The 24,553-nt window shown below is 55.7% G+C and carries 24 protein-coding genes; 12 read left to right on the forward strand and 12 right to left on the reverse strand.

Annotation, left to right across the window (positions count from 1 at the left end):
- Positions 1-10: 10 nt before the first annotated feature.
- Complete coding sequence (locus ACWORE_RS09055) at positions 11-457, forward strand: DUF6918 family protein (RefSeq protein ID WP_296138750.1); 447 nt, start codon at positions 11-13, stop codon at positions 455-457.
- 353 nt (positions 458-810) lie between these two features.
- Here the strand turns inward: ACWORE_RS09055 and ACWORE_RS09060 are convergent, their stop codons facing one another.
- The 7 genes from ACWORE_RS09060 to ACWORE_RS09090 form a co-directional block, all read right to left on the reverse strand.
- Positions 811-2,235: an amino acid permease gene (locus ACWORE_RS09060; protein WP_455303596.1), complete on the reverse strand. Its 1,425-nt coding sequence runs from the start codon at positions 2,233-2,235 to the stop codon at positions 811-813.
- Positions 2,236-2,623: 388 nt separating this feature from the next.
- Positions 2,624-4,672 carry a DNA topoisomerase (ATP-hydrolyzing) subunit B gene (gyrB, locus tag ACWORE_RS09065; RefSeq protein ID WP_448235179.1) on the reverse strand — a complete coding sequence of 683 codons (2,049 nt, stop codon included), beginning with the start codon at positions 4,670-4,672 and terminating at the stop codon, positions 2,624-2,626.
- Positions 4,673-4,848: 176 nt separating this feature from the next.
- Positions 4,849-5,574 carry a DciA family protein gene (locus ACWORE_RS09070; RefSeq protein WP_296138759.1) on the reverse strand — a complete coding sequence of 242 codons (726 nt, stop codon included), beginning with the start codon at positions 5,572-5,574 and terminating at the stop codon, positions 4,849-4,851.
- Entirely contained in the window at positions 5,567-6,841 is a 1,275-nt protein-coding gene (gene recF, locus ACWORE_RS09075; protein ID WP_455303597.1) for a DNA replication/repair protein RecF, read from the reverse strand. The genes ACWORE_RS09070 and recF overlap by 8 nt, the downstream gene beginning before the upstream one ends.
- Before the next feature lie 50 nt (positions 6,842-6,891).
- Complete coding sequence (dnaN, locus tag ACWORE_RS09080; RefSeq protein ID WP_455303598.1) at positions 6,892-8,076, reverse strand: DNA polymerase III subunit beta; 1,185 nt, start codon at positions 8,074-8,076, stop codon at positions 6,892-6,894.
- A 624-nt stretch (positions 8,077-8,700) separates the two neighbouring features.
- Positions 8,701-10,518: a chromosomal replication initiator protein DnaA gene (dnaA, locus tag ACWORE_RS09085; protein ID WP_455303599.1), complete on the reverse strand. Its 1,818-nt coding sequence runs from the start codon at positions 10,516-10,518 to the stop codon at positions 8,701-8,703.
- A 650-nt stretch (positions 10,519-11,168) separates the two neighbouring features.
- The gene (locus tag ACWORE_RS09090; RefSeq protein ID WP_455303600.1) at positions 11,169-11,303 is read right to left on the reverse strand and encodes a hypothetical protein; all 135 of its coding nucleotides are present in this window, start codon (positions 11,301-11,303) and stop codon (positions 11,169-11,171) included.
- Between the two features lie 181 nt (positions 11,304-11,484).
- On the opposite strand from ACWORE_RS09090, the gene rpmH reads away from it, so the two are divergent.
- From rpmH to ACWORE_RS09145, 11 genes are all read left to right on the forward strand, one after another.
- A complete protein-coding gene (gene rpmH / locus ACWORE_RS09095; RefSeq protein WP_406606134.1) occupies positions 11,485-11,628 on the forward strand; it encodes a 50S ribosomal protein L34 in 144 nt (47 codons plus the stop codon).
- A gap of 240 nt (positions 11,629-11,868) precedes the next feature.
- Positions 11,869-12,258, forward strand: coding sequence for a ribonuclease P protein component (rnpA, locus tag ACWORE_RS09100; protein WP_455303601.1), 390 nt, complete (start codon positions 11,869-11,871; stop codon positions 12,256-12,258).
- 283 nt (positions 12,259-12,541) lie between these two features.
- Positions 12,542-12,895 (forward strand): membrane protein insertion efficiency factor YidD, encoded by a 354-nt coding sequence (gene yidD / locus ACWORE_RS09105; RefSeq protein WP_406606135.1) that lies wholly within the window; start codon positions 12,542-12,544, stop codon positions 12,893-12,895.
- Between the two features lie 89 nt (positions 12,896-12,984).
- Positions 12,985-13,959, forward strand: coding sequence for a membrane protein insertase YidC (yidC, locus tag ACWORE_RS09110; protein ID WP_406605259.1), 975 nt, complete (start codon positions 12,985-12,987; stop codon positions 13,957-13,959).
- A gap of 258 nt (positions 13,960-14,217) precedes the next feature.
- On the forward strand, positions 14,218-14,715 hold the full coding sequence (locus ACWORE_RS09115; RefSeq protein WP_455303602.1) for a Jag family protein: 498 nt from the start codon (positions 14,218-14,220) through the stop codon (positions 14,713-14,715).
- Positions 14,716-14,797: 82 nt separating this feature from the next.
- On the forward strand, positions 14,798-15,523 hold the full coding sequence (gene rsmG, locus ACWORE_RS09120; RefSeq protein ID WP_455303603.1) for a 16S rRNA (guanine(527)-N(7))-methyltransferase RsmG: 726 nt from the start codon (positions 14,798-14,800) through the stop codon (positions 15,521-15,523).
- Positions 15,524-15,658: 135 nt separating this feature from the next.
- The gene (locus tag ACWORE_RS09125; protein ID WP_046203499.1) at positions 15,659-16,603 is read left to right on the forward strand and encodes a ParA family protein; all 945 of its coding nucleotides are present in this window, start codon (positions 15,659-15,661) and stop codon (positions 16,601-16,603) included.
- Positions 16,604-16,948: 345 nt separating this feature from the next.
- Positions 16,949-18,373 (forward strand): ParB/RepB/Spo0J family partition protein, encoded by a 1,425-nt coding sequence (locus ACWORE_RS09130; protein WP_455303604.1) that lies wholly within the window; start codon positions 16,949-16,951, stop codon positions 18,371-18,373.
- Positions 18,374-18,377: 4 nt separating this feature from the next.
- Positions 18,378-19,103: a hypothetical protein gene (locus ACWORE_RS09135; protein ID WP_455303605.1), complete on the forward strand. Its 726-nt coding sequence runs from the start codon at positions 18,378-18,380 to the stop codon at positions 19,101-19,103.
- Positions 19,104-19,252: 149 nt separating this feature from the next.
- Positions 19,253-19,522, forward strand: a complete 270-nt coding sequence (locus tag ACWORE_RS09140; protein WP_406605265.1) for a ribbon-helix-helix domain-containing protein — start codon at positions 19,253-19,255, stop codon at positions 19,520-19,522.
- A gap of 167 nt (positions 19,523-19,689) precedes the next feature.
- Entirely contained in the window at positions 19,690-19,908 is a 219-nt protein-coding gene (locus ACWORE_RS09145) for a hypothetical protein (protein WP_406605266.1), read from the forward strand.
- 109 nt (positions 19,909-20,017) lie between these two features.
- On the opposite strand, the gene ACWORE_RS09150 is transcribed toward ACWORE_RS09145, so the two are convergent.
- The 5 genes from ACWORE_RS09150 to ACWORE_RS09170 form a co-directional block, all read right to left on the reverse strand.
- Positions 20,018-21,196 carry an N-acetylmuramoyl-L-alanine amidase gene (locus ACWORE_RS09150; protein ID WP_455303606.1) on the reverse strand — a complete coding sequence of 393 codons (1,179 nt, stop codon included), beginning with the start codon at positions 21,194-21,196 and terminating at the stop codon, positions 20,018-20,020.
- Between the two features lie 92 nt (positions 21,197-21,288).
- Positions 21,289-21,612, reverse strand: a complete 324-nt coding sequence (trxA, locus tag ACWORE_RS09155) for a thioredoxin (RefSeq protein ID WP_406605268.1) — start codon at positions 21,610-21,612, stop codon at positions 21,289-21,291.
- A 199-nt stretch (positions 21,613-21,811) separates the two neighbouring features.
- Positions 21,812-22,738: a thioredoxin-disulfide reductase gene (trxB, locus tag ACWORE_RS09160; protein WP_406605269.1), complete on the reverse strand. Its 927-nt coding sequence runs from the start codon at positions 22,736-22,738 to the stop codon at positions 21,812-21,814.
- Between the two features lie 29 nt (positions 22,739-22,767).
- Positions 22,768-23,577 carry a hypothetical protein gene (locus tag ACWORE_RS09165; protein WP_406605270.1) on the reverse strand — a complete coding sequence of 270 codons (810 nt, stop codon included), beginning with the start codon at positions 23,575-23,577 and terminating at the stop codon, positions 22,768-22,770.
- 164 nt (positions 23,578-23,741) lie between these two features.
- Complete coding sequence (locus ACWORE_RS09170) at positions 23,742-24,473, reverse strand: RNA polymerase sigma factor (protein WP_455303607.1); 732 nt, start codon at positions 24,471-24,473, stop codon at positions 23,742-23,744.
- Positions 24,474-24,553 lie beyond the last annotated feature (80 nt).

Raw genomic sequence — 24,553 nt, forward strand, 5'->3', positions numbered from 1 at the left:
CTTAGAGCCTATGTCTGAACTTTCCGATATTTTGACGAAGGATGGCACTCGGGAACCCGTGGTCTCTGACCTGGCGGAATCCACCGAGAACTCCATCAACAACCTTTCCGGGCTGTCCGGTAAAGCGATTAAGACGGCTTTCAGCGGCGCCGTCAAAGCCCGGCCCAATCTGGTCAAAGACATGACCGATCGTCTTTTGCCCCACCTCGCTGATCGTCTGAACCCCTACTGGCAGGCCTACCAAAATGGTAAGCCGGAAGGTGGCTTTGGTAAGTACCTCGAGACGCGGTCGGATGAGGTCACCAAGGATTTAGCCGACCTAAGCGATGAGCGTATGGAGAGCATTAATAACTCAGGTGCTCAGAAAATCTACAAAACGTTCCGCGGGAAGCTTGAGGGGATCGTCGAGAAGGGACTCCCCGACCTCGGCGACGTTATTGAGAAGCACGCTTCTTAATAGTGTTTTTCCGCTTCGGTTCACAACCGACGTTGCTAAAGCTGGCGTTGATAAAATGGGCACTGTGTGGGGGCTAGGGTCTCTATAGGCGTCACAGTGTTTATGAGCGTCAGACAATTAAAACCCAACCGGCTCCGTTCTGGATCGGCTGGGTTATTTTTATGTAGTTATTCCGGTGGATCGGGATGGAGTCGGCAGACTCTCCGGACTCGGCGAAGTTTCACGTGAAACATTTGCTTCTACTCGGCTCGGTGGGAGGATGTGACAACCATGAGCGCCGACATTGTTCGGGTCGGCCGGCCGGGACGGCGGGAATGATGGGACATCAATGAGGACCCGACGCCCCCAACGTGTTAAGCGTGAGATTTCTCCGCTTCCCTTGTGGCGAGGTAATCCTCATACGTTTGCCGACCTCGGACTACCCACACGACACTCATTAATGCCGTCCAGGCGACACCTACGACCAGAGCCAACCGCGTATCGTCGGAAAACATCATCATGATAATCGTGATAACGACCATGGCGAGGGCAAAGTATTGACCCCATGGCCACAGCGGAACCGGATAGGTCAGATCTTTGTTGGATGGCGCCTGGTCCCCCGTCCGGCTGGCGAGGTGGGCCAATAAAATCATCAACCACACAAAGACCGTCGCGAAGGTGGCCAGAGCAGCGATCACGAGGAACACGCGCTCCGGGATCAAGAAGTTGATAACCACACCTATGACTAGAACTCCGAGCATTACCGTCGTTGTAAAGATGGGCACACCCTTTGCTGACGTCCGGGCAAAGGAACGTGGGGCCAAGCCCTCGGCTGCCATTCCGTGAACAACACGGCCTGCGCCGAAGAGATCTGAGTTAATGGCAGAGAGGGCGGCCGTAATAACCACAACGTTGAGCAGCGCCGCGGCCCAATTCACACCAAGATCATTGAAAATCTGTACGAACGGTGACGATTCACCATTGATAGAGGACCACGGGTTAATGGTGACAATCACCGCGATGGCCAACACGTAAAACAGCAAAATACGTATCGGCACTGAGTGAATGGCCTTCGGAATTGTTTTTGCCGGATCCTCTGCGTCGCCAGCAGTTACCCCGATGATCTCTGAACCACCGAAGGCGAACATGACGACCACGAGGGCCATAGCCATTCCCCACGGCCCATGAGGGAAAAACCCGCCATGCGACCACAAGTTGTGAACGCCGGAATCAGCATGGTTGCCTAAACCGAAGATTAGGATGATTGCGCCACCGGCGATCATGGCTACGACTGCGGATACCTTGATGATGGTGAGGCCGAATTCTAACTCCCCGAAGAGCCGTGAACTTGTGATATTTACGGCACCCACAATGAGTAAGGTCACCGCCACCCATACCCATTGGGGCGAGTCGGGGAACCAGAATCTCATATACGTTCCAATAGCGGTCAGGTCCGCAAGACACACGATCACCATTTCGAACGCGTACATCCACCCTGTGATGTACCCCGACCACGGACCGAGGAAGATGCGGCAATATTCGGCGAAAGATCCTGACACAGGCATTCGCACTGCCATTTCACCTAGGGCGCGCAACATGAAGTACACCACCGCGCCACCCAGGAGATAAACCAAAAGCACGGCAGGTCCCGCGGACTGAATGGCATCAGCCGAGCCATAAAACAGACCTGTTCCAATGGCCGAACCTAGGGCGATGAAGTGAACGTGCCGAGCGCTCAGTCCCCTTTTTAATCCTTTATCACCGGATGATGACGTTTCTGCTTTTTCGTTACTGCCCATACATAAAAATCCTTTACCGTTACGCAGTAGACTTTCTTGAATTTCATCCAGCGAATGGACGATGTTTCACGTGAAACATTATTTCGCTTCCACACAAGAATCACGTGGTGAGAACCAATAGTTTCTCGCTCCCCATAAGTTAACCACCTCGACGATGCTGAGCTGACTAGAGGTCTCATATTGAGTTCTTGAACAGAGACGCTTCCCCGCACCCTCCCCCTGTCCATGTTTCACGTGAAACATTCGACGCCACTCCGACCCACCGAACCTCACGAAACTACCCCGTAAATTATTTCGTCACACTGACTTAAATAGACCAAACCTGATCACTACAATCAGCCGCTTTGGTTCGATATTTTCGTCTCCGGAGCCGAGTCCGACCCACGGACTAAATATCCAAGAAACGAACATCCTTCGCGTTACGCGTAATGAAGCTGCGGCGGGCGATGACGTCGTCACCCATAAGGACCGAGAAAATCTCGTCCGCCTTAGCCGCATCCTCCAACTGCACCTGACGAAGAATACGGATCGAGGGATCCATCGTTGTTTCCCACAGCTCTTTGGGGTTCATCTCGCCCAAGCCCTTGTACCGCTGGATGCCGTCGTCTTTGTTGATCTTCCGGCCTTGCTCCAGGCCTTCCGCCAACAATTCATCACGTTCGGCATCGGAATAAGCGAAGCCGGGAGCACCCTTGCCCCACTTCAACTTGTACAGCGGTGGCTGCGCCAGATAGACGTGGCCTTCTTCGACCAGCGGACGCATAAACCGGAAAAGCAAGGTCAACAGGAGAGTCGCGATGTGCGAACCGTCAACATCAGCATCGGCCATCAGGATGATCTTGTGATAGCGCAGTTTCTTGATGTCGAACTCGTCGTGAATTCCGGTACCCAACGCGGTGATGATCGCCTGAACCTCGTTGTTCTTTAGCACGCGGTCCAGCCGAGCCTTCTCGACGTTCAGAATCTTTCCTCGAAGAGGAAGGATGGCCTGGTACATCGAATCACGGCCAGATTTAGCCGAGCCACCAGCAGAATCACCCTCCACGATGTAGAGCTCAGAGAGCGTCGGGTCTTTGGATCGGCAATCAGCTAACTTACCTGGCAAGCCGCCCAAATCCGTTGCGGACTTACGACGAACCAAGTCGCGGGCCTTGCGGGCCGCCACGCGCGCCTGCGAAGACGACACCGCTTTGTTGACAATAATCTTCGCTTCGGCCGGGTTTGATTCAAACCAGTGGCTGACGTTCTCAAAAACCTGTTTCTGGACGAAGCTCTTGACCTCGGTGTTTCCTAGTTTCGTCTTCGTCTGGCCCTCGAACTGCGGATCGGCCACTCGAACAGAAATGACGGCAGCAAGACCTTCGCGGCAATCGTCGCCACTCAAGTTGGGTTCTTTATCCTTGAGTAGCTTGTGCTCGCGCGCGTACCTGTTCATTAACGACGTCAGCGCGGCGCGGAAACCTTCCTCGTGGGTTCCGCCTTCAATGGTGTTAATCGTGTTGGCGAAGGTGTGGACGCTCTGGGCGTAGCCAGAGTTCCACTGCAACGCGACCTCGACCTCGTGCTCGTCGCCCTTGGCGTCGAACGTGATGATCGTCGGGTGGATCGCGGTCTTGGTCTTGTTGATGGAGGCAACGTAGTCCTTTAACCCGTCGGGGTAATGGAACGTCTCCGTCCGCTCTTTGGGCTTCTTGGCTTTTTGCTCCGCGTCAGCGGCCGCTTCCTCAGCGGATTTCGCCGCAGCTGCTTCCTCGACAGTGTCGTCGGTATCCTCGGACGTCTCGGTAGCCTGGCTACGCTTGTCGGTCAGCGTGATGTAGAGGCCCTTATTAAGGAACGCCATCTCCTGCAAGCGCCGAGCAATCGTCTCGAACTTAAACTCTGTTGTCTCGAAAACATCCGGGTCCGGCCAGAATCGGATGGTTGTCCCTGTTCCGCGGGCTTTTTTACCTTGGACTAGTTCGTCGGGAATCGCGTCGGTGAAGTTCTGGTACCAGCGGTAGCCATCACGTTTGATTTCCGCTTCAACTCGGGTGGACAGGGCATTGACGACGGAAATACCGACGCCGTGCAGACCACCGGACACAGCGTACGAGTCGTTGTCGAACTTACCGCCGGCGTGTAGTTGCGTCATGACCACTTGGACGGTGGGTGCTCCCGAGGGGTGCATCGAAACGGGGATGCCACGTCCGTCGTCGACAACTTCGATGCCCCCATCTTTCATAATGGTGACATCGACATGCGTGGCGTACCCGGCCATGGCTTCATCGACGGAGTTATCGACGACCTCCCACACAAGGTGGTGTAGGCCTCTTTCTCCGGTCGAGCCAATGTACATTCCGGGTCGCTTGCGGACGGCTTCGAGCCCCTCGAGAATGGTGATCGATGAGGCGTCGTAGTCGTGCCTTGTGTTATTTTCGGCAGCATTTTCGGCCACGATGTAGCAGCGCTCCTTTACTTTTCACAGTTGCCCACCATCATACCCGGTATATCCCCCCTCAGTTGAACGCCTACCGGGCGTGTAGGGCCCGTATGACGCGATTTTCGGGCTCATATGTCGCGGGGACTATTCCGGAAATCGCTTACCAGTGGAATTTCCCCGCGTGTGTCCCACTATCCATAGGTATCGCGTGGTCCCCGACCCTTGACATGTAGCGGTCCATGCCGCCACGACGGTGGCCGCGGACCAAAGATTTTCACCGCAGTTATGACGTCGGGCCCCACGTGTTGTGCAATTCTGCTCAGCAATTCTGTCTGTAAATATCGCAGTTCAGAGGCCTTAGCGGTGGAATCACACTCAAGAAACAGTGTCGTGTCTTTGATCATCCTTATTCTGGAGTGCGCCCCTAAGTAGTCACCCGCAACCGTCGACCAGTTCGCAGTAATCCACCCGTGGGAAATTTTTTCCGTCCACCCGCGCCGCACGACTTCCCTGTTGACGATACTGCCCAGGGACTCATACCGACGAGTATTTTTCCGACGGTGACCATCCGGCCCCGTGGGATACACCCGGGATGTACGCGAAAACTCACGAAAAACCGACGTCGCGCTGGTAGTTTTCGCTCGTGATAAGTCCCTAGAATTTCTAGAATTCTTGTCCTTATCGACTTTCTTGCCGACGCTTCCTTCGTCGGACTTATCGACGGCTTTGTTGTTTACGCCGTCTTTATCGGCAGCACCGTTTGTACGAGAAACGCCGTTTTTGCGGGTCACGCTGTGTTGGTCAGCGCTACAACTTATCGATGTAGTGGACTGAAGGACTTTCCGCATGTTGGGAGGCATGGGCACGCGACCGTGCGAGTAGATGCGGGCGAGCGCTTCGGCGACGGGATCATTCATGAGCGTCGCCTCCTTCGTCATCGGTCTCCGTCGCTCCACCGTCAGCGGAATCATGAGTGATCCGGGACGATCGGATATCTGAATCCTCAACCGTCGACGCTTCCACTGTCAGAACACGAATATCACTATTCACCAGGTCCTGCGGTAAGTCGTCCCCCACGGCCGCAGTCACCAACGTTTGCTCAGCATCCTTCGCAACGGTGGCCAGCGCGCGTCGTCGGGCAGCATCTAACTCCGCGAAGACATCGTCGAGAATAAGAATGGGGTCCGTACCCTGCTCACGCTGCCATTCAAAGGAAGCCAAGCGCAGCGCCAGCGCAAATGACCAGGACTCGCCGTGACTGGCATAACCTCGCGCTGGCTGGGTTCCTAACAACAATTCGACATCGTCGCGGTGAGGACCACACGTGCTTGTCCCCCGCTGAATATCAGTATCCCGCCGGCGTGCCAGCTCCGATAACAACACCGCCTCAATGACAGGTGTCGCTCCTGCAACATCATTGGCGACGGTTGCCGGCGTGATCCCCACCTCACCGAGGGCCTTATCGACGGTGGACCGGTAGGTGATCTGTGCAGGTCGAGACTCTGGTGCCAGACGCTGGTACGCGTTTTTTACGTACGACGAGAGCACGTGTGCCAAGACAATCCGCTGCACCATGACCTGTGCGCCGGCCGCTGCGAGGTGCGAATCCCATGTATCCAACGTGTCGAGGGCGGAGTCAGAGTCATTACCTCCTCTATATCCCTGTCGGAGGGTTCTCGATGACCGTTTAAGCAGCGTATTGCGTTGACGAAGGATCTTATCGTAGTCGGAGCGAGTGCCTGCCCAGCGGGGAAATCGCCCGATGAGGAGATCGTCAAGAAAACGCCGCCGATGTTCAGGTTCACCACGTACTAGGGTCAAATCTTCTGGCGAAAAAAGGACCGTTTTGACAATTCCAAGCAGCTGACGTGGGCTTTTACACGGGGCACGGTTAATTTGTGCTTTGTTCGACCCGCGCGCCTTGATCAGCATATGGGCGGTGAGCTCCCGGCCACTATTGACGGCCGTTGCCGAGACCGTCGTGTACTCGTGCCCCTCGCGGACCAGCGGCGCATCCGTTGACACGCGATGCGAACCCAGATGAGCAACATAGTCAAGGGCTTCCACCACGTTGGTCTTTCCATGACCATTCGGCCCTGAAAACACAGTAATTCCCGGGCCGAGGTGAAGATCCAGCTCTGGCCACGACCGGAAATTACGTAATTGCAGCGCACGGATATACACAGGTGGGATGCCTCGTGGGATGGGAACAACGTCGAACAGAAAATGTGCCTTTAGCCTGGTAGCCGAACTGGCATCAGGAGATAGGTGAAGTATGTCGATGGCGTCGGGAATTGGCCATCACTGTCCTGCTCAGGCATGGTTTCTGGCTCTGGGATTAAGATCGCCGGGCGGGAAGGCTGAGTAAACCCAAACACCACATTCTTGGTATCAATCGAAGCCAAGCCTTCTTTCAGGTAATTCGCGTTGAACGCGATGAGAAGTGGCTCGCCGGCAAATTGAGCGGGCAGGGTCTCCTCCGCGGTTCCAGCCTCAGAACCCCCGGCTGATAGAACAAGCTGGTCCTCCGAAAACTCCAGTTTGACCTGAGCGTTTCGTTCAGCCACCAGGCTGACACGTCGGATAGCGTCCAATAATGGCGCGATTTCCACGATCGCCATGGATGAGTGGCTCTTCGGCAGTAGCGGCCTGAACTTGGGGAAGTCGGCGTCGATCAGCCGTGTTGTTGTTTGCCGATTCTCCGAGACAATGCCCAAAAGCCCATCTTTGCCGACGTCCTGGGCAGCGCCCATCGCCAGCTGGATGGGATCGTTCAGGCGAGTATCGAGGGTACGGGCAGAATCGGCCAAGGTACGTGCCGGGATAAGGATCTCCGCGTCGACGTCGGGTGACGACGGTTCCCAGGTGAACTCACGAACGGCTAAACGGAATCGGTCGGTCGCGGCGAGAACGACATTATCCCCTTTGACCTCCATTTTTATGCCCGTGAGCATAGGCATGGAGTCATCTTTGCCCGCTGCCGACGCAACTTGACCAATGGCAGCAGTGAAAACATGCGGATCAATATGCCCGGTCTCTTCCGGCAATGACGGGAGTTCCGGATAATCCTCGATGGTCATGGCAGGTAATTCGAAGTTCGATTGCCCGCATGTCACATGAACTTTGGTGCCGTCGACCGAGATAGCGACATCTTTGTGTGGAAGTGACCCAATAATGTCATTCGCTAATTTACCGGCGACGAGGACCTGCCCGGGTTCAAGCACCTCGGCCGAAATTCGCACGCGAGTGGACACTTCGTAATCGAATCCGGCAAGGAGCAAGTCCTCGTCGTCAGCGGTCATCATGACACCGCGAAGAATCGGCTGAGTTGGTTTGCTCGCTAAGCTACGCGCTACCCAGCTGAGGGCTGCGGATAAGTCATCTTTCGCCACCCGAAAAGAAACACCATTGGCTTCCATTGTTACTCCGTGTTCATTGAGTCAGTCGTGGTTGTGATCGTTGTCGTCATCGTGGAGTGATGCACGTTTGGATGTTACCTACTCCTGGTGACAAACCCGAGTCACTTTTTGTTATTTCAGCCGGCAATTGATTCTTAATGTCAATAGCGCATTTGCTGTTAAGCCCTCTCTACATAGGGCTGCAAATGTGCTTTGGTCTGGGTTATCCCCACACAAGGCCGGGTCCTATTTCTTTAACTCATCTCCTTGAAAGAAAAAGCGGTAGTAGCAGTAGGGGTTGTGGAAACAGTGGATAACCGGGATTGTCGCTTGTCATTGGCGATATTGGGTTGTGGATAAACTGGGGATAATGCTGTGGATAAATTGGGGTGGTCTGTGGAGAACCGAGGTGGGTATCAGTTTATTCACAATCGCGGGTTAGTTATCCCCTGTTATATCCACCGTTTTGGGGCAGTTATCCACAGGAGCCTGTGCCAAAAATTCGTGGTCAGTTGTGATTGAAATCACGAAATAACAAAGTTGTAATTACACAGGTGTGGATAACATTGTGGATAAAACGAAATTTCTGAAAACACGCAGGTCAGTGCGCTAAGTTATCCACAACAGGTTTAAAACACCAGGAAGCTACCGAGCCTGATCTTTGATGCGCGCGGTGATTTCTTGGATGGCCTCATTCGTCGAGCGCTTCTCTCTCACTTCTTTCCGAATCTTGCGCTCGGCATACATCGCAGTGGTGTGGTCACGGCCGCCGAATTTGTTGCCCACCTTGGGCAGCGAGAGGTCCGTCAACTCCCTGCATAGGTACATCGCGACCTGCCGCGCGTGAGCAATGGGCCGCGCTTTACCAGGACCGGTCAGGTCAGCCGTCGTTAAGTTAAAGTATTCCGCGGTCACGGACATGATTGTCGGCGCGGTAATTTCCACTACCTCAGGGGCGACCAGGTCTTGAAGCTGATCGCGGGCCATCTCGAGTGTGACGGGTGTGTGCTGGATCGATGAAACAATGAGCACCTTATTCAGCGCGCCCTCGAGCTCACGCACCGATTCGGCCTTCTGCTCCGCAATAAATGACAACACTTCGCTGGGGACCTGCGCGTTTTCCCGCTCCGCTTTCAGCCGCAGGATGGCAATGCGCGTTTCCAGGTCAGGTTTTTGAATGTCCTGCGTGAACCCCCACTGAAAACGGGTCCGGAGCCGAGGTTCTAGCTCCGTTAGCTCCTTGGGCGACCGGTCCGAACACAGGACGATCTGCTTTTGGGCCCCATGGAGAGCATTGAAGTTGTGGAAGAACTCGATCTGAGTCTCGGGTTTACCAGCCAGGAATTGGATATCGTCCACCAGCAGGATGTCGAAGCTTCGGTACTTCCGTTTGAAGTCCTCACCTCGGTTGTTGCGAATCGAGTTGATCCACTCATTCGTGTATTCCTCGATCGAAACATACCGGACACGCAGATTGGGTCGCAGCTCAAGGGCTCGATGCCCGATGGCGTGAAGAATGTGGGTCTTCCCCAGCCCCGATCCACCCCAAATAAAGAGCGGATTATAGGCCTGAGCAGGGTTTTCCGCGACAGCGATGGCCGCAGCCCGCACTACCCGGTTCCCCTCACCGGCGACGAGATTATCGAAGGTGTAGTTCTCGTTTAACCATGATCGTTCGGAGTCAGGCTTTTGTTCTTGCCGACGCTGGGGCCGCGCATTGTTGATGTACCCCTCGTTCCATGGCTGCGGGGCTGTTTCCGCAGGTGTGTCATCAGAATTGCCGACGTGGGCGTCTCCGGTGTTGGAGTAAGCGGGTTCGGTGGGGGTGGCGTCGGGATAGGTGGATGGACGCTCCTCCTGTGGGGAGCTATCGGGGTAGTGAAGAACGTAGGGATCGTCCTCATATGAGGTGTGCCGGGGCATCTCACGCGACAGTTGCGTCTTCTCTTGTGCGATGTTTTCGCTGGGTGTGCCGGTTTTGGGGCCCGTGTTGGGTTGTGAAAAATCGCGGTACGACTCTGCAGGGCGAGTTTCCGTGGGGCGAGACTGCGTTGTGCGTGGCTGTGCGGGAGGAGTTTCCGCACGAGGCGGCTCTGTGCGGGGAGGTTCTGCAGAGGAATCGTCGGATTCCGTAGCAGCAGAGTTAATCGAGATAGCCAGTTTTATTGGCTCCCCAATAGCTGCGGTGAGTTCGGCGGAGATGATATCGCCGAGTTTGCGCTCGAAAACGCTTTTGGCCGTTCGGTTAGGGGTGGAGATAACGGCGACACCGCCGATAAGACCGACGGGAGCAGCTTGCTTTAACCAGGCCTTATCTTGAGGAGTAATTCGCGTTCCAGGCGCTTGACCTGGGATATCCTCCCGTGGATTCATTGCCATCAGCTGTGCGACAACGTTGTTCCACGTGTTGAAAAAGTCCTCGCTCGCCTGTCCAAATTGGTGAGGGCTTCCCCCAAGGTCCATCGGTCATCCTTTGTGTTGCTGTTGTCGTATTGCTGCTGTGTTGGGCACGGGTACCCGTAGCGAACGTGGAAAACACCGGCGTTCGTGGTCATGTGTGTTTGAGCTTTACACCGTAATGCGGGGTATCGCTCATGAAAAATGACATTGTGGCGGTCTCTAGTGTGGGTTGATGGTCAGATTTTGTTACTAAATTGGGCAGAGTATAATTCCACATTTGTAATTTACGTTCTCCCCAGAGATTCGCTTACTTGTGAATAAGCTGTGAATAACATAATACAGACGTCAGAAGCGTTTTCTACAATGTTGTCCACAACCTGGGGATAAACAGGGCTTGAGTTTATCCCCAGGGCGCCTTGAACCTGTGGATTAATTGTGTTGGGGAAGATTTGGCCGTGACCTGGGAAAATTAACCTCAAGTAAAGGTTGAGGTCACAGATGTGGACAACTTATCCACACCCGCTGTGGAATGTGGAGGGACACGCGATGCGACCTGGACTTTCTATTCTGGCAGCTTTATCCACAGGCTCATCGATGTGTCTTTAACCACTGTGGAGTTTTTAAATGAATTACAACCGTGCAATTTAGGGGTGAAGTGAACACACCGATCGCTGATTTGTGACTCGTGTGGTAAAACCCGTAGTCTTATAAGGTCATTCGTAATAGATCCGTGATGCCTGCGCTTTCGGTGGCGTCCGATCTTTCACGAGCATGGCAATACACAGCGATTCTGGCTTTGGCTCCATGCTGTTGCCGTCGAAAAGCTGCTCGCCCCGTGTGTGTTTCATGGGAAGTACTAGCGGGTCTGGAAGTACCGCGTAGTAATCGAGATGTCCTAGCGGATTTCTGTATTGCCGTTGAAATAATCTGTTACATGGCAAGCTCTCGGCATGTCGGTACAAGGTTGGTGCAACCTGCTACGGCATCGCCGGGTGTAGCGTGCCCGAGTATATTGAGGAGTTGAGTACCGTGGTCAAAGGCAAGCGGACTTTTCAGCCGAACAACCGCCGTCGTTCCCGTGTTCACGGCTTCCGTAGCCGCATGAGCACGCGGGCCGGTCGTGCCATTGTGTCGGCACGTCGTCGTAAAGGACGTAAGTCGCTGACGGCGTAAGTGCGTAGAGCTACGCACTTCCCCAGCTGGTTGTAAAGCTGGTGTCGTTTTGCGAACGTGGTGGAGTTTCCTCGGTTCTTGGCAAATGTCGTCCGGGGAAGCTCCGCTTTTGTCTATACATGTCTATGTATGAGGCCATCTGTATAGGACGATCCGTACAGAGACCCTTATCCATGTCATAGCGACAGAATCCACTCTTGACTCATTTCCCAAGTTCATCACGTAGAGGATGTGAACCACGTGCTCCCGGCATCGCAACGGTTGCGTCACAGGTCGGATTTCCGTTCGGCCATTCGAGGCGCCACGTCGGGTAGCAAGCTGGTCGTGGTTCACGTCGTCATACGTTCTACCGACCCAGCCACGGCTGATCTCATCAATGGTCCGCGTGTTGGTGTTGTGTGCTCGAAAAGTGTGGGGAATTCAGTTGTTCGGCACACAGTGGCACGGCACCTGCGCCACGTCGTTAAAGAGGTAGTGGATGACCTTCCGCGGAGTGTTGATGTAGTTATTCGCGCCCGCCCTGCCGCTGCTGACGCTTCGCACTCTGCCCTAGCCGAAGCAGTGACATACTGTAGTAATAAGGCTTACGGGAAAGCGCGACGTCGGGAAGCTAAGAAGACTGAAAGCTGACAACGCTGGAAGTCGACAGTGCCGGGAACTGAGAAGGATCGCGCATAACAGTATGGCCAATCATGGATAATGCCGCCGACGTTAACCTCACACGGTAGACAGGCACGGGATGCAGATGTTTCACGTGAAACATTCGGAATTGCCGCCTCATGGTGGCGACGTTCGTGATGCCTCCACGAGTTCAGCGCACCGTCGTGATTCAACCGTCGGCGATCATGCTTCTACTCCCCCACTTCGCGACGAGCCCAGCGGTGACCCCATAAATCAGCGTGACGATGGCTCGATAGACCAGCATAAAGACAGCCGTGAGGGTCGTCGTCGGCAATCGTGGGCTGAAAAAGCGATACTCTTTTACCAATATGGAATAAGCCCGCTGAAACCTGGGCCCTCGTGCCGATTTGAGCCCACGTGTAGCAATTACGCTCTGACAGCCATCCGCAGGTACGGTGTTGTACGAGGTGTGCTCATGGCCGCAATTCGATTGTCGAAATGTGGACCATGGCATCCAGGTGGGTGGGATCCTGTTCCCCCGCGACGAACACCTCGTGAACGTGTTCACGATGCGCACGTGCACGATGACAAAGACCATCGTGAGGGCACAACCGATACTGCTGGCGGGCGAAACAACCGCCAGTGACTCGGTATGGCGCAATCATGGCAACGTCCACGGAACAGTCACGGCCCCACAGTCCCCAAAACGTAAACGATTAGGAGCGACGCACCCCCGTGCTTAACTTCATCTACTACCCCGTGTCCTGGGTCATGCTGGCCTGGTACAAATTCTTCGGATTATTCCTTAATCCGGACTCCGGCGTGACATGGGCGTTGTCCATTATCTTCCTGGTCTTCACCATCCGCATTTTCTTGTTCAAGCCAATGGCGAACCAGATGCGGTCCGGTCGGAAAATGCAGGAACTGCAGCCGAAAATGCAGGAAATTCGGGCGAAATATAAGAACGACCAGCAGACCCAAGCCATTGAGATGCGCAAACTCCAAAAGGAGATGGGCGTTAATCCCCTGGCTTCGTGCCTGCCGGCTCTAGTTCAGATGCCCATCTTTATTTCGCTGTACCACGTACTCCGGTCCTTCAATCGAACGGGCACCGGGCACGGCGAACTAGGAATGACCGTCGAACAAACCCGCAACACTCCTAACTACGGGTTCGGCGCCACCGAGGTGCAGTCCTTCCTCGACGCTCGACTGTTCGGCGCTCCCCTGTCGGCATACATCCGGATGCCGGAAAAAGCGTTCGACGCGTTCTCCGCGAGCGGAAGCGTTGATTTCACGCGGACCAACATTCTCGTGGTGGCCATCCCGCTGATGATTATTTCGGCGTTGGCTACACACTTCAATGCCCGGAATATGGTCCGGAGGAATAAGGCACGCCAGGCAGCTGATCCAAAGAAGAATGCTCAGAACCCGCAGATGGAGATGCAGGCCAACATGATGAACAACATGATGCTGTGGCTGTTCCCGGCGATGATTCTGATCACCGGTATGTTCTGGCAGATCGGGCTTCTGACCTACATGTTAGCCAACAACGTTTGGACCCTGGGCCAGCAGATTGTCCTCTTCAACAAGATGGATCGCGAAGAAGAAGAGGAAAAGAAGGCAAAGGCTGAAACTCAGAGGGCCACTGCACCGAAGGTTGGCCAGAAGCCGAAGAATAATAAGAAAAAGGGCGGCAAGAAGAAGAAATAACAACCGCACCGAGCGTCGCGCGAAGGGACGCTATGTGCCGTGACGCGTGAAGGAGGGCTTGCCGGCCCTCCTTTTTTCATGCGGTGGGGAGGTTAATGCGGCGGCACGGTTCACTTAGCAGCGTGCTTCACGTAGTGGTGTGCTTCAATTACCGACGCTGTCGTCGGCGTTTCATGTGAACTTCCGGATAGGTGATTATGGGGGTTGAAAACACCCTTACCCCTACCGCACTCCCCTTTCGGCGCGCATAATTGAGGCATGAACGAAGACCCTGTGAACAATACCGACCGTGCTGCAGAGTCAGCTGCTGATTACATCGAAGAGCTTTTAGACGCCGCCGATCTCGATGGCGATATTGACTATGGAGTCATTCAAGGTCGACCGTTTGTGGAACTTCCGGGTGGCGATTGCGCCCAACTTATCGGTCGGCACGGCGAAGGCATCGATGCTTTGCAGATGCTGACGCGATTGGCAGTTCGCGCTTCAGGGTTTAAGGACGTTCCGGGGGTTGTTCTCGACATCGACGGTTATCGCGATGCGCAACGTCAGGGTCTTTTTGTCGAGGCAGAAGAAGCATTAGATCGACTGCGCGAAACGGGCGAACCTGTGGTCCTCCGGCCGATGAATCCGTTTGAGCGCGCTGCTGTGCATAGCCGCGTGGCGGAAGCGGAGGGCTTTACCTCTGAGAGTGCCGGCTTACCTCCGATGCGCTCTGTCGTGGTTTCACGTGAAACATCTGACGGCGCTGTACGCTAGCATCGGTGAGCGATCAGATCCGATCCAGCAGCAGAGTACCGAACAGCAAAGCACCCAGTAGCAAGGTAATAACAACAAGGTAATGACTGACCGACACAATGTTTCACGTGAAACATCCATCGAGCACGGTGACCACGATTGCGCTCCGGGCGCGAGCAAGACTTCAGGCGTCAATGAAGCCCTAGCCACTCCCCCTGAGGTGGCGACAGTCTTTGGTGATCGCCTCCCCCTTGCCGTTGCCTACCACGAGTCGTTACGCAGTGACGCGACAGTCCGCGGACTCATCGGGCCTCGCGAAGCACCACGTCTGTGGGAACGCCACATCCTCAATTGCGCCGTTATTGGCGAACTGATGGACCGCGACTCGCGCGTCGTCGATATCGGAAGCGGCGCCGGGCTTCCGGGCATTCCCCTCGCGATCGCGCGACCAGACCTAGACATCACGCTCATCGAGCCACAGCTACGACGCGTGAATTACCTCAAGGAAATCGTCGGCAAGCTTGGATTGGATAACGTGTCAGTGGTTCGTGGCCGTGCCGAAGAGAAGACGACTAAGCGACAGAATCGCGGGGCCGATTACGTGACCAGCAGAGCAGTCGCGCCACTGGGAAAACTCATGGGATGGTCGCTGCCATTAACCAGGCAGCATGGCTTGGTGTTGGCGATGAAGGGCGCGAGTGCTCACGAAGAAATCGAGCGTGACCAGAGGACTATCAGCTCGGCCGGGGGCGGGGAATGTTCAGTCGTCGAGGCGGGGGCCGGTGTCTTGCCCGACGCAAGCATCGTCGTGCGTTGCGAACGTCGCTGATACTCGGCATGAGCCGCCGATTGCTCGACCAGGAACGCTAGTTTGTTCCCGCGAATCGGGCTAGGATAAGCCAGGTTACGAAAACGGCGGACAGCCACACGGAAGTTGTATAACACGGACACAAAGGACGGGAACATGGGCAGGGTTTCGTCGGACGGGTATGACTATGACGACGACAACAGCATAGAAGAACAAGCCCGACGGGCCGCGCGGTTTCAATCGGGGACGATGAAGCCCCTTCCACGACCTCGCCACACGCGGAAAATTGCGTTGGCGAACCAGAAAGGTGGCGTCGGGAAGACCACGTCGACTGTCAATTTAGCGTGGGCACTGTCGCTACGGGGTCAAAAAGTGCTCGTGGTAGACCTTGATCCACAGGGAAATGCGTCCACTGCTCTCAGCGCCGAGCACCGGGCGGAAGGTACTCCGTCCACCTATGAAGTCATTATTGGTGAAATTGAGCCGAAGGATGCCGTTCAAGCTCACCCGTCGAACCCCAATATGTTCACGATTCCGGCCACCATTGATCTCGCCGGTGCGGAAATGGAACTGGCTAACGGGTACAACCGTGAGTATCGCGTAGCGCAAATGCTCGGTGACGAGGGTATCGACGATATGGGGTTCGATTACATTTTCATTGACTGTCCCCCGTCATTGGGCCTTCTGACGATTAACGGGCTGACTGGTGCGAACGAAATTATCATTCCGATTCAGTGTGAGTTTTATGCTCTTGAGGGCGTGACGCAGCTGACCGAAAACGTCCGCCTGATTCGTGAGGCGCTCAACCCGAATCTGGATATCACCGGTGTATTGCTGACCATGTATGACAGCCGCACAAATCTCTCGCATGATGTGGAGAACGATGTCCGCGAGTCGTTCGGTTCGCTGGTGTTTGATCGTGTCATTCCCCGGAATGTGCGTGTGTCTGAAGCGCCGAGCTACGGGCAGACCGTGATCGAGCACGATGCGGGCTCCCCCGGGTCGGCGGCGTACATGGCCGCTGTTGAGGAGCTCGCCCGTCGAGAGCCGGAGTCGCCATTGCAGAACGCTGACCCCCGTCGTGGTCGTCACACGGCGTAACACTCGAAGCCGGAGACTCAGCGTCGGAACCGCGGAGCGCGAGACTCGGAGTTTGGAACTCGGTGCCCGAAGTTCGCGGGTGTCACGTCGGGAAGAATCGATGAGCGTGGTTCCACAATGTTTCACGTGAAACATTCGGATCGCGGCCCGATTGGACGGTACACGAATCGCCTAGTTTCCCTACGACGATGAAAAACTGACTAGGCTACGGGGCACAATGTAATTGGGCCGCTAGACGCCTGTAACCCTCACTATTTAATAATTTCCTCATAATCGACGATCGATCGACGAACCTGTACTCGGTGCTCCCCCGGGGCCCGGCGCAGATTCTCCACAACGATAAGGATGAACGTCATGGCAGAAGCCAAACGCAAGAGTGGCCTCGGTAAAGGACTCGCCTCCTTGATCCCCACGGGACCGGCAAAACCACAGATTGGCAATGACGCCGCCGACGTTATCTTTGGAGCGAACCGAGGTAGTAACAGCGCTCCGGAACCGTCCTGGTACTCCCTGACGAAGAGCCCGCGGCGCGGTCAGAACGTGAACCCTTCAGCCGACGGCACGAAATCAGATAACGCCACGTCGTCTGAGGATGCAGATGCTCAGACAGGTGGTAGCGGGAAGAACACAAAGGCTGCCGATAATAAGGGCACGGCTTCGGCGGACACCCACAACGGACGAACGAAAGCGGGGTTGCCGAAAAACCGGTCGAGTTTAGGGCAGCGTGCAGCGGCAGAGAGAAAAGAAGCCGCACGTGATAAAAAACGGACCGCATCGTCGACCGCGAAAAAGGGAAAGAATCAGGAAGCCACTGATTCTGCAGCAGCCGCCCAAGCTGAACAGCAGAGTGAAAATACGGCTCAGGAACCGATCATTAGCGACGAGACCGCAACATATCGCGAGCTCCCGATCAACGTGATCATCAGGAACGAGAAAAACCCGCGCCAGGACTTCGACCAAGAAGCACTGCGTGAATTGGCCCATTCAATTCGTGAATTTGGTCTCCTCCAGCCCATCGTCGTGCGTCAGGCGTCGGAACCTGGAAAATTTGAACTCATCATGGGCGAGCGCCGCCTGCGTGCCGCCCAACTAGCAGATCTAGAAGCTATCCCCTCTATCGTTCGCGAAGCCGACGATGACACCATGCTGAGGGATGCGCTGCTGGAAAATATCCACCGCGTGCAGCTCAACCCTTTGGAGGAAGGTGCGGCCTACCAGCAGCTACTCGAAGAATTTGGCGTCACCCAGGCAGAGTTAGCCACTCGACTCGGTCTTTCCCGGCCAGTTATATCAAACACCATTCGTCTTCTCCAACTTCCGCTGCCCGTTCAACGTCGAGTCGCTGCGGGAGTGTTGTCTGCGGGCCATGCTCGCGCTCTCATGGGAGTGACCCAAGGCCCTGACGCTCAAATCAAGCTCGCTGAACGCATTGTGGCGGAAGGCCTGTCGGTGCGCGCGACAGAAGAAGCCGTCACCCTTATCAACCGGGGTGAGGACAAGCCGAAGAAGAAGGAGCCGCGCGCTTCCCGCCCCCAGCCCGAAAAAATGACTCACTGGGCGGACACGTTCGGCGATTACTTGGATACCAACGTGAAAGTCCAGATGGGTGCGAAGAAAGGCAAGATTGTTGTCGAGTTCGCGGGTATGGAGGACTTCGACCGCATTATCGCAATGCTAAAAGCCCAGGAACCCGGTAATCGCCCCGATAGTGGCCTGCGCTCCCCGAGCGGGCATCACGACGCCTCACGTACGGAGGAAGAACGCCACTAGACCCATGCGAATAGTTGTACATCCGCTCAACCTTGACACCCTGGGGGACCTTGCCGGGACGGCTGCGACCAACACATTTTGGACAACCCAGCCTGGCGCGCAAAGTCACGATGACACCGCGTCGCAGCCCTCAGGACCAGCTGGTCAACCGCGAAACGCGGATTCTGGGGACCCTCGGATGGATAAAGAATTATGGATGCACAACACCCTCACCACGTGGGGGCCCTGCGCCTTCACCGCGTACGTAACGTCTGGAGAAAACGCGGACTTAGCCGTCCCTGCTGCCACCGTGGTCTTTGCACCACCCGCCAGCCTTCCCGGACGCCTAGCTTTCCCAACAGGGCCAGTCAGCGATGATGCAGTGCTCATCTCTACGGTCCATGTGCCACCGCCTTATCAGGGACTCTTTCTAGAACACCGACTTATCGACGCGACCGTCGACGAACTATCACGTCGTGGGGTGAGAGCTGTGGAGTGTTTTGCGGTTCGCCCTACCGCGTCACCAGCCGATAAGGCGACCAGTCCGCTTATTCCCCGCCATGCTCCGATCCTGTGTTCCGATGTGCTGGAAGAGCGCGGTTTTGAGGTCGCCGCCGACGATCCGGCTTTCCCGCGATACCGGATCGAGCTCCCTGACACGGGAAACCTTTTCGCAGCCGTCGAAGAGAGTCTGTGGGAAGCGACTGTCACCATGGGATTCCGGATCAAAGTCGGCATGGGAGCTCACTAGTACGGCACAGAGTTGAGCACATGGAGTTGGACGCCCATTGAGGCTTCGGCTTCACGTACCTCCCCATACCCAAAAGATAAGGACCGCGATTGAAGGCAAGTACTAAAAACCGAAACTAAATGACACCCCTTTTGCATTATGATATTTGCATGCGTGTCCGTCTCACTGATGACCAATTAGCCACTTACGTCGCTGAGGCGGAAGACGGTTACGACGTCGATAGACTCATCACTCGTGGTTGCGGCTACCCTGGCCAAGGCATCCGACCCACTCACGTCGTAACGGTGCATCTGACGGCTGCGGAGTTAGCCGCACTCGATCAGCTCGCTGATCGACTTCATATGAACCGCTCTGCGGCCATCCGTTACGCCATCACCCATCACAACCCGAGGCATGAGGTATATCCTCTCGGCGACTAGGCAGGGGGTTCGATCCTCACGCCCGTTTCCTTGAAATCGTCGTGGTTGTCGCGGATGACGGGGGAACGAGTCACTTACCAATGCGCCATCAAGATTCGACCTACCCGTGGGAACGTTACGAAGTATTGAAAACAGGTGGAACCAGCACTCGGAAAAGGATGGTTACTATGACCTACACCGCTGATATCACCCGCGAGGGAAAGAACTGGCTAGCCACCGTGACCAATCTTGATGAGGTCTCCACGTGGGTTCCTAATTTCAGGCAACTCAATTTTTATGTCCGCGAGGCGATCTCGCTGGCTGAAGACCCGCCTGACGGTCCTGAAGACACACTGGAAATTACTTGGCGTATGACAGACGCTCCTCCAGATGTTGCTGTGGGATAAGAGGAATTACAACTAACGAGCCTCCGCGGCGCCATCTCGCCCATAACACAGCAACAATAGGCCCCCGCCCATTTACGTCACCGTGGCTAAAACGGTTAGCTCTGCGTCGTTAACCTTGCGACTCGAGTTCGAGAAGTTCCGAGAAGGTAAAGGTCCCCGTCGGCTGATCATCATTATCAGCAAGGTACAACCGTTTCACTGCGATCAACATAGCCTCTGTGATGACATCGCGGTAGTTTGGGTCCACCAGCACCGCAGTATCGTGTGGATTAGAAAGATAACCCACAACGATCTCAACCGTCGGCATGGACGTGAGGCGCAATACATCCCACGTACGCGCATGGTTACGGCAGTTCTGCAGCGGAGTCCGGGCTACGATTTCACGCTGAATATAGCCCGACAATAACTCGCCAGTAATCGACGAATGGCCACGCGGGGAGCCGAAATAAAACGACGCGCACCCCTCCGCCCGTTCGTTGTGATACCAATCACACCGCAGGCTGATGACTAAATCCGCACCGAAAGCATTAGCGATATCGGCCCGCTCCGAATCAGTCGAATTAGTCTGACGGGGCCTCGAAATAATCGTCTCGATACCCGTCGCGACCATGCGACCCTCGAGTCGCGTCGCGATGTCCCATAAAATCTCTTCTTCGGTCAGCTCACCATAGGGGCCGCGCACGACATGACCAGGTGTGGAAAGCCCCAGCCCCGGATCAATGACAATGCGCTTACCCGACAACTGCGGGCCTGCAGCGCGAACGGTCTCGCGCTCTTGGATAGCCGCGCGTGAACCACCGGTAATGCTCCGCCCCAGATAAGACAACGCTTTCAGTGTGTCCGGTCCACAGACACCGTCGACGGTAAGTCCATAATCACGCTGATAGTTTTTCAGCGCACTATAGGTGTCACGGGAAAACTGCCCATCGATCTGAGAGGAATAGAATCCAAGTTCCTGCAGGTGCGACTGCAGTTGAGCAACATCGTCACCCTGCATCGGTGATGACGGGTCATACAGCAGAACGCGAGCCCCCAGCGAATAGGTGGCCTCGCGCAAGAGGCGAAGGGTGTGGTCGTTAATAACGCCGTCGGCAAGAACTCCTCGCTGCTGCTGAAAAGCTCGCAACGCCGATTGGAGTTCATAGTCGAAGTCATCGTCACCATCAGCCCACTGGTCAGTGCTGGTGTGCTCCGACACCGGGTGCTTAAGAAGACCAACCTTCGTGAGGATCGTGCGAACCTCCGCGACGCGAGGGCTCTTATCCCCCACTTGCAGGTTTTCCTCCACGATCGTCTCAGCCCCTTTAACCCAATTTCTGCCGTTATAACAATGTCAGTGAGTCAGTCTATCAGTGAACAGTGTTGTGTTAGTGAATAGAGTTAAAGAAGGTTCTCAAGTGCGGTAGTGATGTGCGATTTGGGGTGCGCCCCGTGGATTTCTTCAACTTTCTTGCCGTCCTTGAACAGCAACATCGTCGGGATGGACATGACCTGGAACATGGATGCCAGGGGTGCGTTCTCGTCGACGTTGACCTTGGCGATCACAGCCTTGCCGTCGTATTCGTCGGCGATTTCTTCCAGAACGGGGTTCATTTTCCGACACGGACCACACCAGGTTGCCCAGAAATCGACGAGAACAGGCTTGTCGGAGTCCACGACGGTGGAACGGAACGAGTCCGTGGTGACGTTTACTGGGGAAGTCATGGGGGTGTGAAATCCTTTCCGGCTGGAGTTAATTCCGACTGGAATTAGTGATGTAGGCACAAGCGTTGGTTCGAAGGTTTTATACGACCCTCTACCCACGTAGAACGCTCTATGTATGTAGAACGCGGGATGCAGGATTTCTATTCACTATCCCGCATATGTCGTGGTCCTAAGGGTGGGGTGAGGGTCCGCAGCCATCTTATCCGCGCTGGTCAACGAGATAATGTTCGACGTCGAGCGCAGCGCGACAACCCGATCCCGCAGCGGTGATGGCCTGCTGGTAGTGGCTATCGACGACGTCGCCGGCGGCGAACACGCCCGGAATCGAGGTCCGAGTGGAGGGCTCCTGTACCAGGATGTATCCCCTATCGTCCGTGTCGATGACATCGCGAACCATCTCAGACCGGGGATCGTGTCCGATAGCGACAAACAGTGCCGACGCAGTCAGCGTGCGCTGCTCACCCGTTTGCGTGTCTTCGAGAATGAGGTGATCGACGGGACCGTCGCCGCACACTTCGGTGACGACGGCGTTCATCTCGAAATTAATTTTCGGATTATCCTTCGCGCGCTGAACCATGATGTTTGAGGCGCGGAATTCGCCACGTCGGTGAACGATCGTGACCGAGGAACCAAACTTGGTGAGAAAGTCTGCCTCCTCCATGGCGGAGTCTCCTCCCCCGACGACAACGATGGGTTTGTCTTTGAAGAAGAAGCCGTCGCAGGTGGCGCAGGCGGACACACCGAGACCCAGGTGCTCTTGTTCACCCTTGACGCCGAGGTAGCGAGGGGCTGCACCCGTCGCGATAATGACTGCTCGGGCTTGGTATTCCTCCCCCTCCGAACGGACGATCTTGTTGTCGCCGGTCAGGTCCATGCTCTCGACCATGTCCTGTTTGAGTTCGGCACCGAAGCGCTCGGCCTGCTGGCGCATCTCCTCCATGAGTGACGGGCCCATAATCCCATCGTGGAAGCCTGGGTAATTTTCTACCTCAGTGGTCTGTATGAGTAGACCACCGTATTCGATGCCTTCGAACACAAGGGGCTTGAGATTTGCCCGAGCAGCATAAATAGCTGCGGTGTAGCCGGCAGGGCCAGATCCGACAATGATGACATCGTGAACACTCATGCGAGCAATGCTACATGGCATGTCAAAGCCTAACCTGTCCTCTCCCCGTGACTCAGGGTTGAGCGGAAGAGGATGCTCGATTCCCCGTGAGAACACGTGTGCTCTACGACGACAATGCGCAGTGGTGCACTGAGGATGAGCAGCTGAGATTTGGTACGGGGCGATACCGGCTGGGCTGTTGTTTCAGCTGGCTGGGCAGTTTCGACGGGAGCGGCCCCGAGCACCGGCGAATGAGCCATGTTGATGGTGGACAAGCATTGCGCGACGGGAACATCGAGATTGCTGAGGTCTGTCGACCCCGTGAAAGCCTTCTTCGCCGCTGCGTGTTGCTCACTTGTCATGGCGATCAAGTCCACGTTGGACCGTTTGGTGCTGGGTGGTTGAGAGCGCGGAATAACCGCGGTGTCCGGGTGATTCGCATCCGAGTGAGCTGAGTTCGAGTTAGGCGTGGATGTTTTTCCGAACAGGCCTGGAATGAAGAACGACGATCCCACACCACCCACGATCAGCACCACTATTGCAGCCATTCGCCACCAGGAGTAACGAGTGGGGAAAGGAATTACCTGGCCTGGTCCGTCAGCGGTGGCAGTGTTTTGTGCCGTTTCGTTTCTTGCTTCACGACGATCCTCGCCCGGCGCGGTGCTAGACGCTGGTGCGGTGATAGACGCCGCCGATGTACTCGGCGCCGGGTCGACTTCGGGAGAATCCTCGCCCAGCTCGTCGTCGGAAGACAACAAATGGTTGACTAAAAAGTCCAGGTCATCGTCGGAAAGGTCGGAGACGGTAGGTGTAAGGGGTGGCCAAGCCGAAGGCTCCGGCTCATGAGAAAACGTAGGCATGACACACTCCCGTGGTTTCAACAGGTGGGCGGTTAGTGAATTAGACGCGCAATCGGGCTGCAGGTTCCCCGCTGGTCAGAGCGCGTTTTGGGACCTTAAAACGCTAGGTACGGCAACCGTTAAGTACAACAGCTCCTGGCGTTGCGGATCACGCTCCGGATCGGTCACGCCTCCTCGCTCAACGCAGTCCGAAGAGCTTGGCGCGCCCGTGAGCACCGCGACTTCACCGTTCCCGGCGAGATATCCAGCTTCGCCGCCGTCTCCTTCACCGAGAACCCGTAGAGATCAACAAGCAAAAACGTCGTCCGGAACGGCTCGTCCAGGCCAGCCAGCGCCGTCTTCAATGCGGCTCGCAACCCACCTTCATTGGCGCGAAAGAACTCCGCGGGAATTGTGGCGTCGTCAAGGACGACCATCCGAGCATTCCCCCGTCGACGGAGGTAGTCCTTCGCCGTATTCACCGCGATCCGGTGGAGCCACGTGCCCGGGGCACAGCGCCCGCGAAACATCGTGGCTGCGCGCTGAGCTTTGAACAGTGTGTCCTGCCACAGATCGTCCACGTCCTCCGGACAATCGACCCAGCGTGAAATGGCGAAGCGGATCGATTTTTCGTGCCGACGGGCCAGCACCGCCATTGCATCCGTCTGACCTTCGCTGACCGCGGCGAAAAGCTCCCGGTCGCTCATCGTTTCTAGCGCACAGGATCGCGGGCGTCGTGAGTCATAACCGCGACCAGGGCCGTCATCGGCATGAGTGTTCGCCGCGTGAGTATCTGCTGCGTGGCGATCTTCGCTACGAGAGCCGTCAGCATCCCACAGCGCGACAGTATTCTGAGATTGATCTGGCAGCGGACCGTCTCCCGACGAAATCCGCGCCCTCCCCCCGATGAGCACCACACTAGATTCTCATATCCGACGCCCGATGTCACCACCCGGCCCGGTATGGAGGCCCGCCATCCCCCACATGTATGTCTTCA

The organism is Corynebacterium sp. c7Ub_26 (assembly GCF_053760365.1).

Coding starts and splice junctions, on each gene's coding strand:
- ACWORE_RS09070 (WP_296138759.1), bottom strand. CDS start 5,574: ATGAATGATCCCGTCGCCGAAGCGCTCGCCCGCATCTACTCGCACGGT.
- ACWORE_RS09130 (WP_455303604.1), top strand. CDS start 16,949: ATGAACGTCATGGCAGAAGCCAAACGCAAGAGTGGCCTCGGTAAAGGA.
- rsmG (WP_455303603.1), top strand. CDS start 14,798: ATGACTGACCGACACAATGTTTCACGTGAAACATCCATCGAGCACGGT.
- ACWORE_RS09135 (WP_455303605.1), top strand. CDS start 18,378: ATGCGAATAGTTGTACATCCGCTCAACCTTGACACCCTGGGGGACCTT.
- ACWORE_RS09115 (WP_455303602.1), top strand. CDS start 14,218: ATGAACGAAGACCCTGTGAACAATACCGACCGTGCTGCAGAGTCAGCT.
- ACWORE_RS09090 (WP_455303600.1), bottom strand. CDS start 11,303: ATGAAACACACACGGGGCGAGCAGCTTTTCGACGGCAACAGCATGGAG.
- ACWORE_RS09165 (WP_406605270.1), bottom strand. CDS start 23,577: ATGCCTACGTTTTCTCATGAGCCGGAGCCTTCGGCTTGGCCACCCCTT.
- dnaN (WP_455303598.1), bottom strand. CDS start 8,076: ATGGAAGCCAATGGTGTTTCTTTTCGGGTGGCGAAAGATGACTTATCC.
- trxB (WP_406605269.1), bottom strand. CDS start 22,738: ATGAGTGTTCACGATGTCATCATTGTCGGATCTGGCCCTGCCGGCTAC.
- trxA (WP_406605268.1), bottom strand. CDS start 21,612: ATGACTTCCCCAGTAAACGTCACCACGGACTCGTTCCGTTCCACCGTC.
- ACWORE_RS09140 (WP_406605265.1), top strand. CDS start 19,253: ATGCGTGTCCGTCTCACTGATGACCAATTAGCCACTTACGTCGCTGAG.
- dnaA (WP_455303599.1), bottom strand. CDS start 10,518: ATGGACCTTGGGGGAAGCCCTCACCAATTTGGACAGGCGAGCGAGGAC.
- ACWORE_RS09125 (WP_046203499.1), top strand. CDS start 15,659: ATGGGCAGGGTTTCGTCGGACGGGTATGACTATGACGACGACAACAGC.
- ACWORE_RS09055 (WP_296138750.1), top strand. CDS start 11: ATGTCTGAACTTTCCGATATTTTGACGAAGGATGGCACTCGGGAACCC.
- ACWORE_RS09060 (WP_455303596.1), bottom strand. CDS start 2,235: ATGGGCAGTAACGAAAAAGCAGAAACGTCATCATCCGGTGATAAAGGA.
- ACWORE_RS09145 (WP_406605266.1), top strand. CDS start 19,690: ATGACCTACACCGCTGATATCACCCGCGAGGGAAAGAACTGGCTAGCC.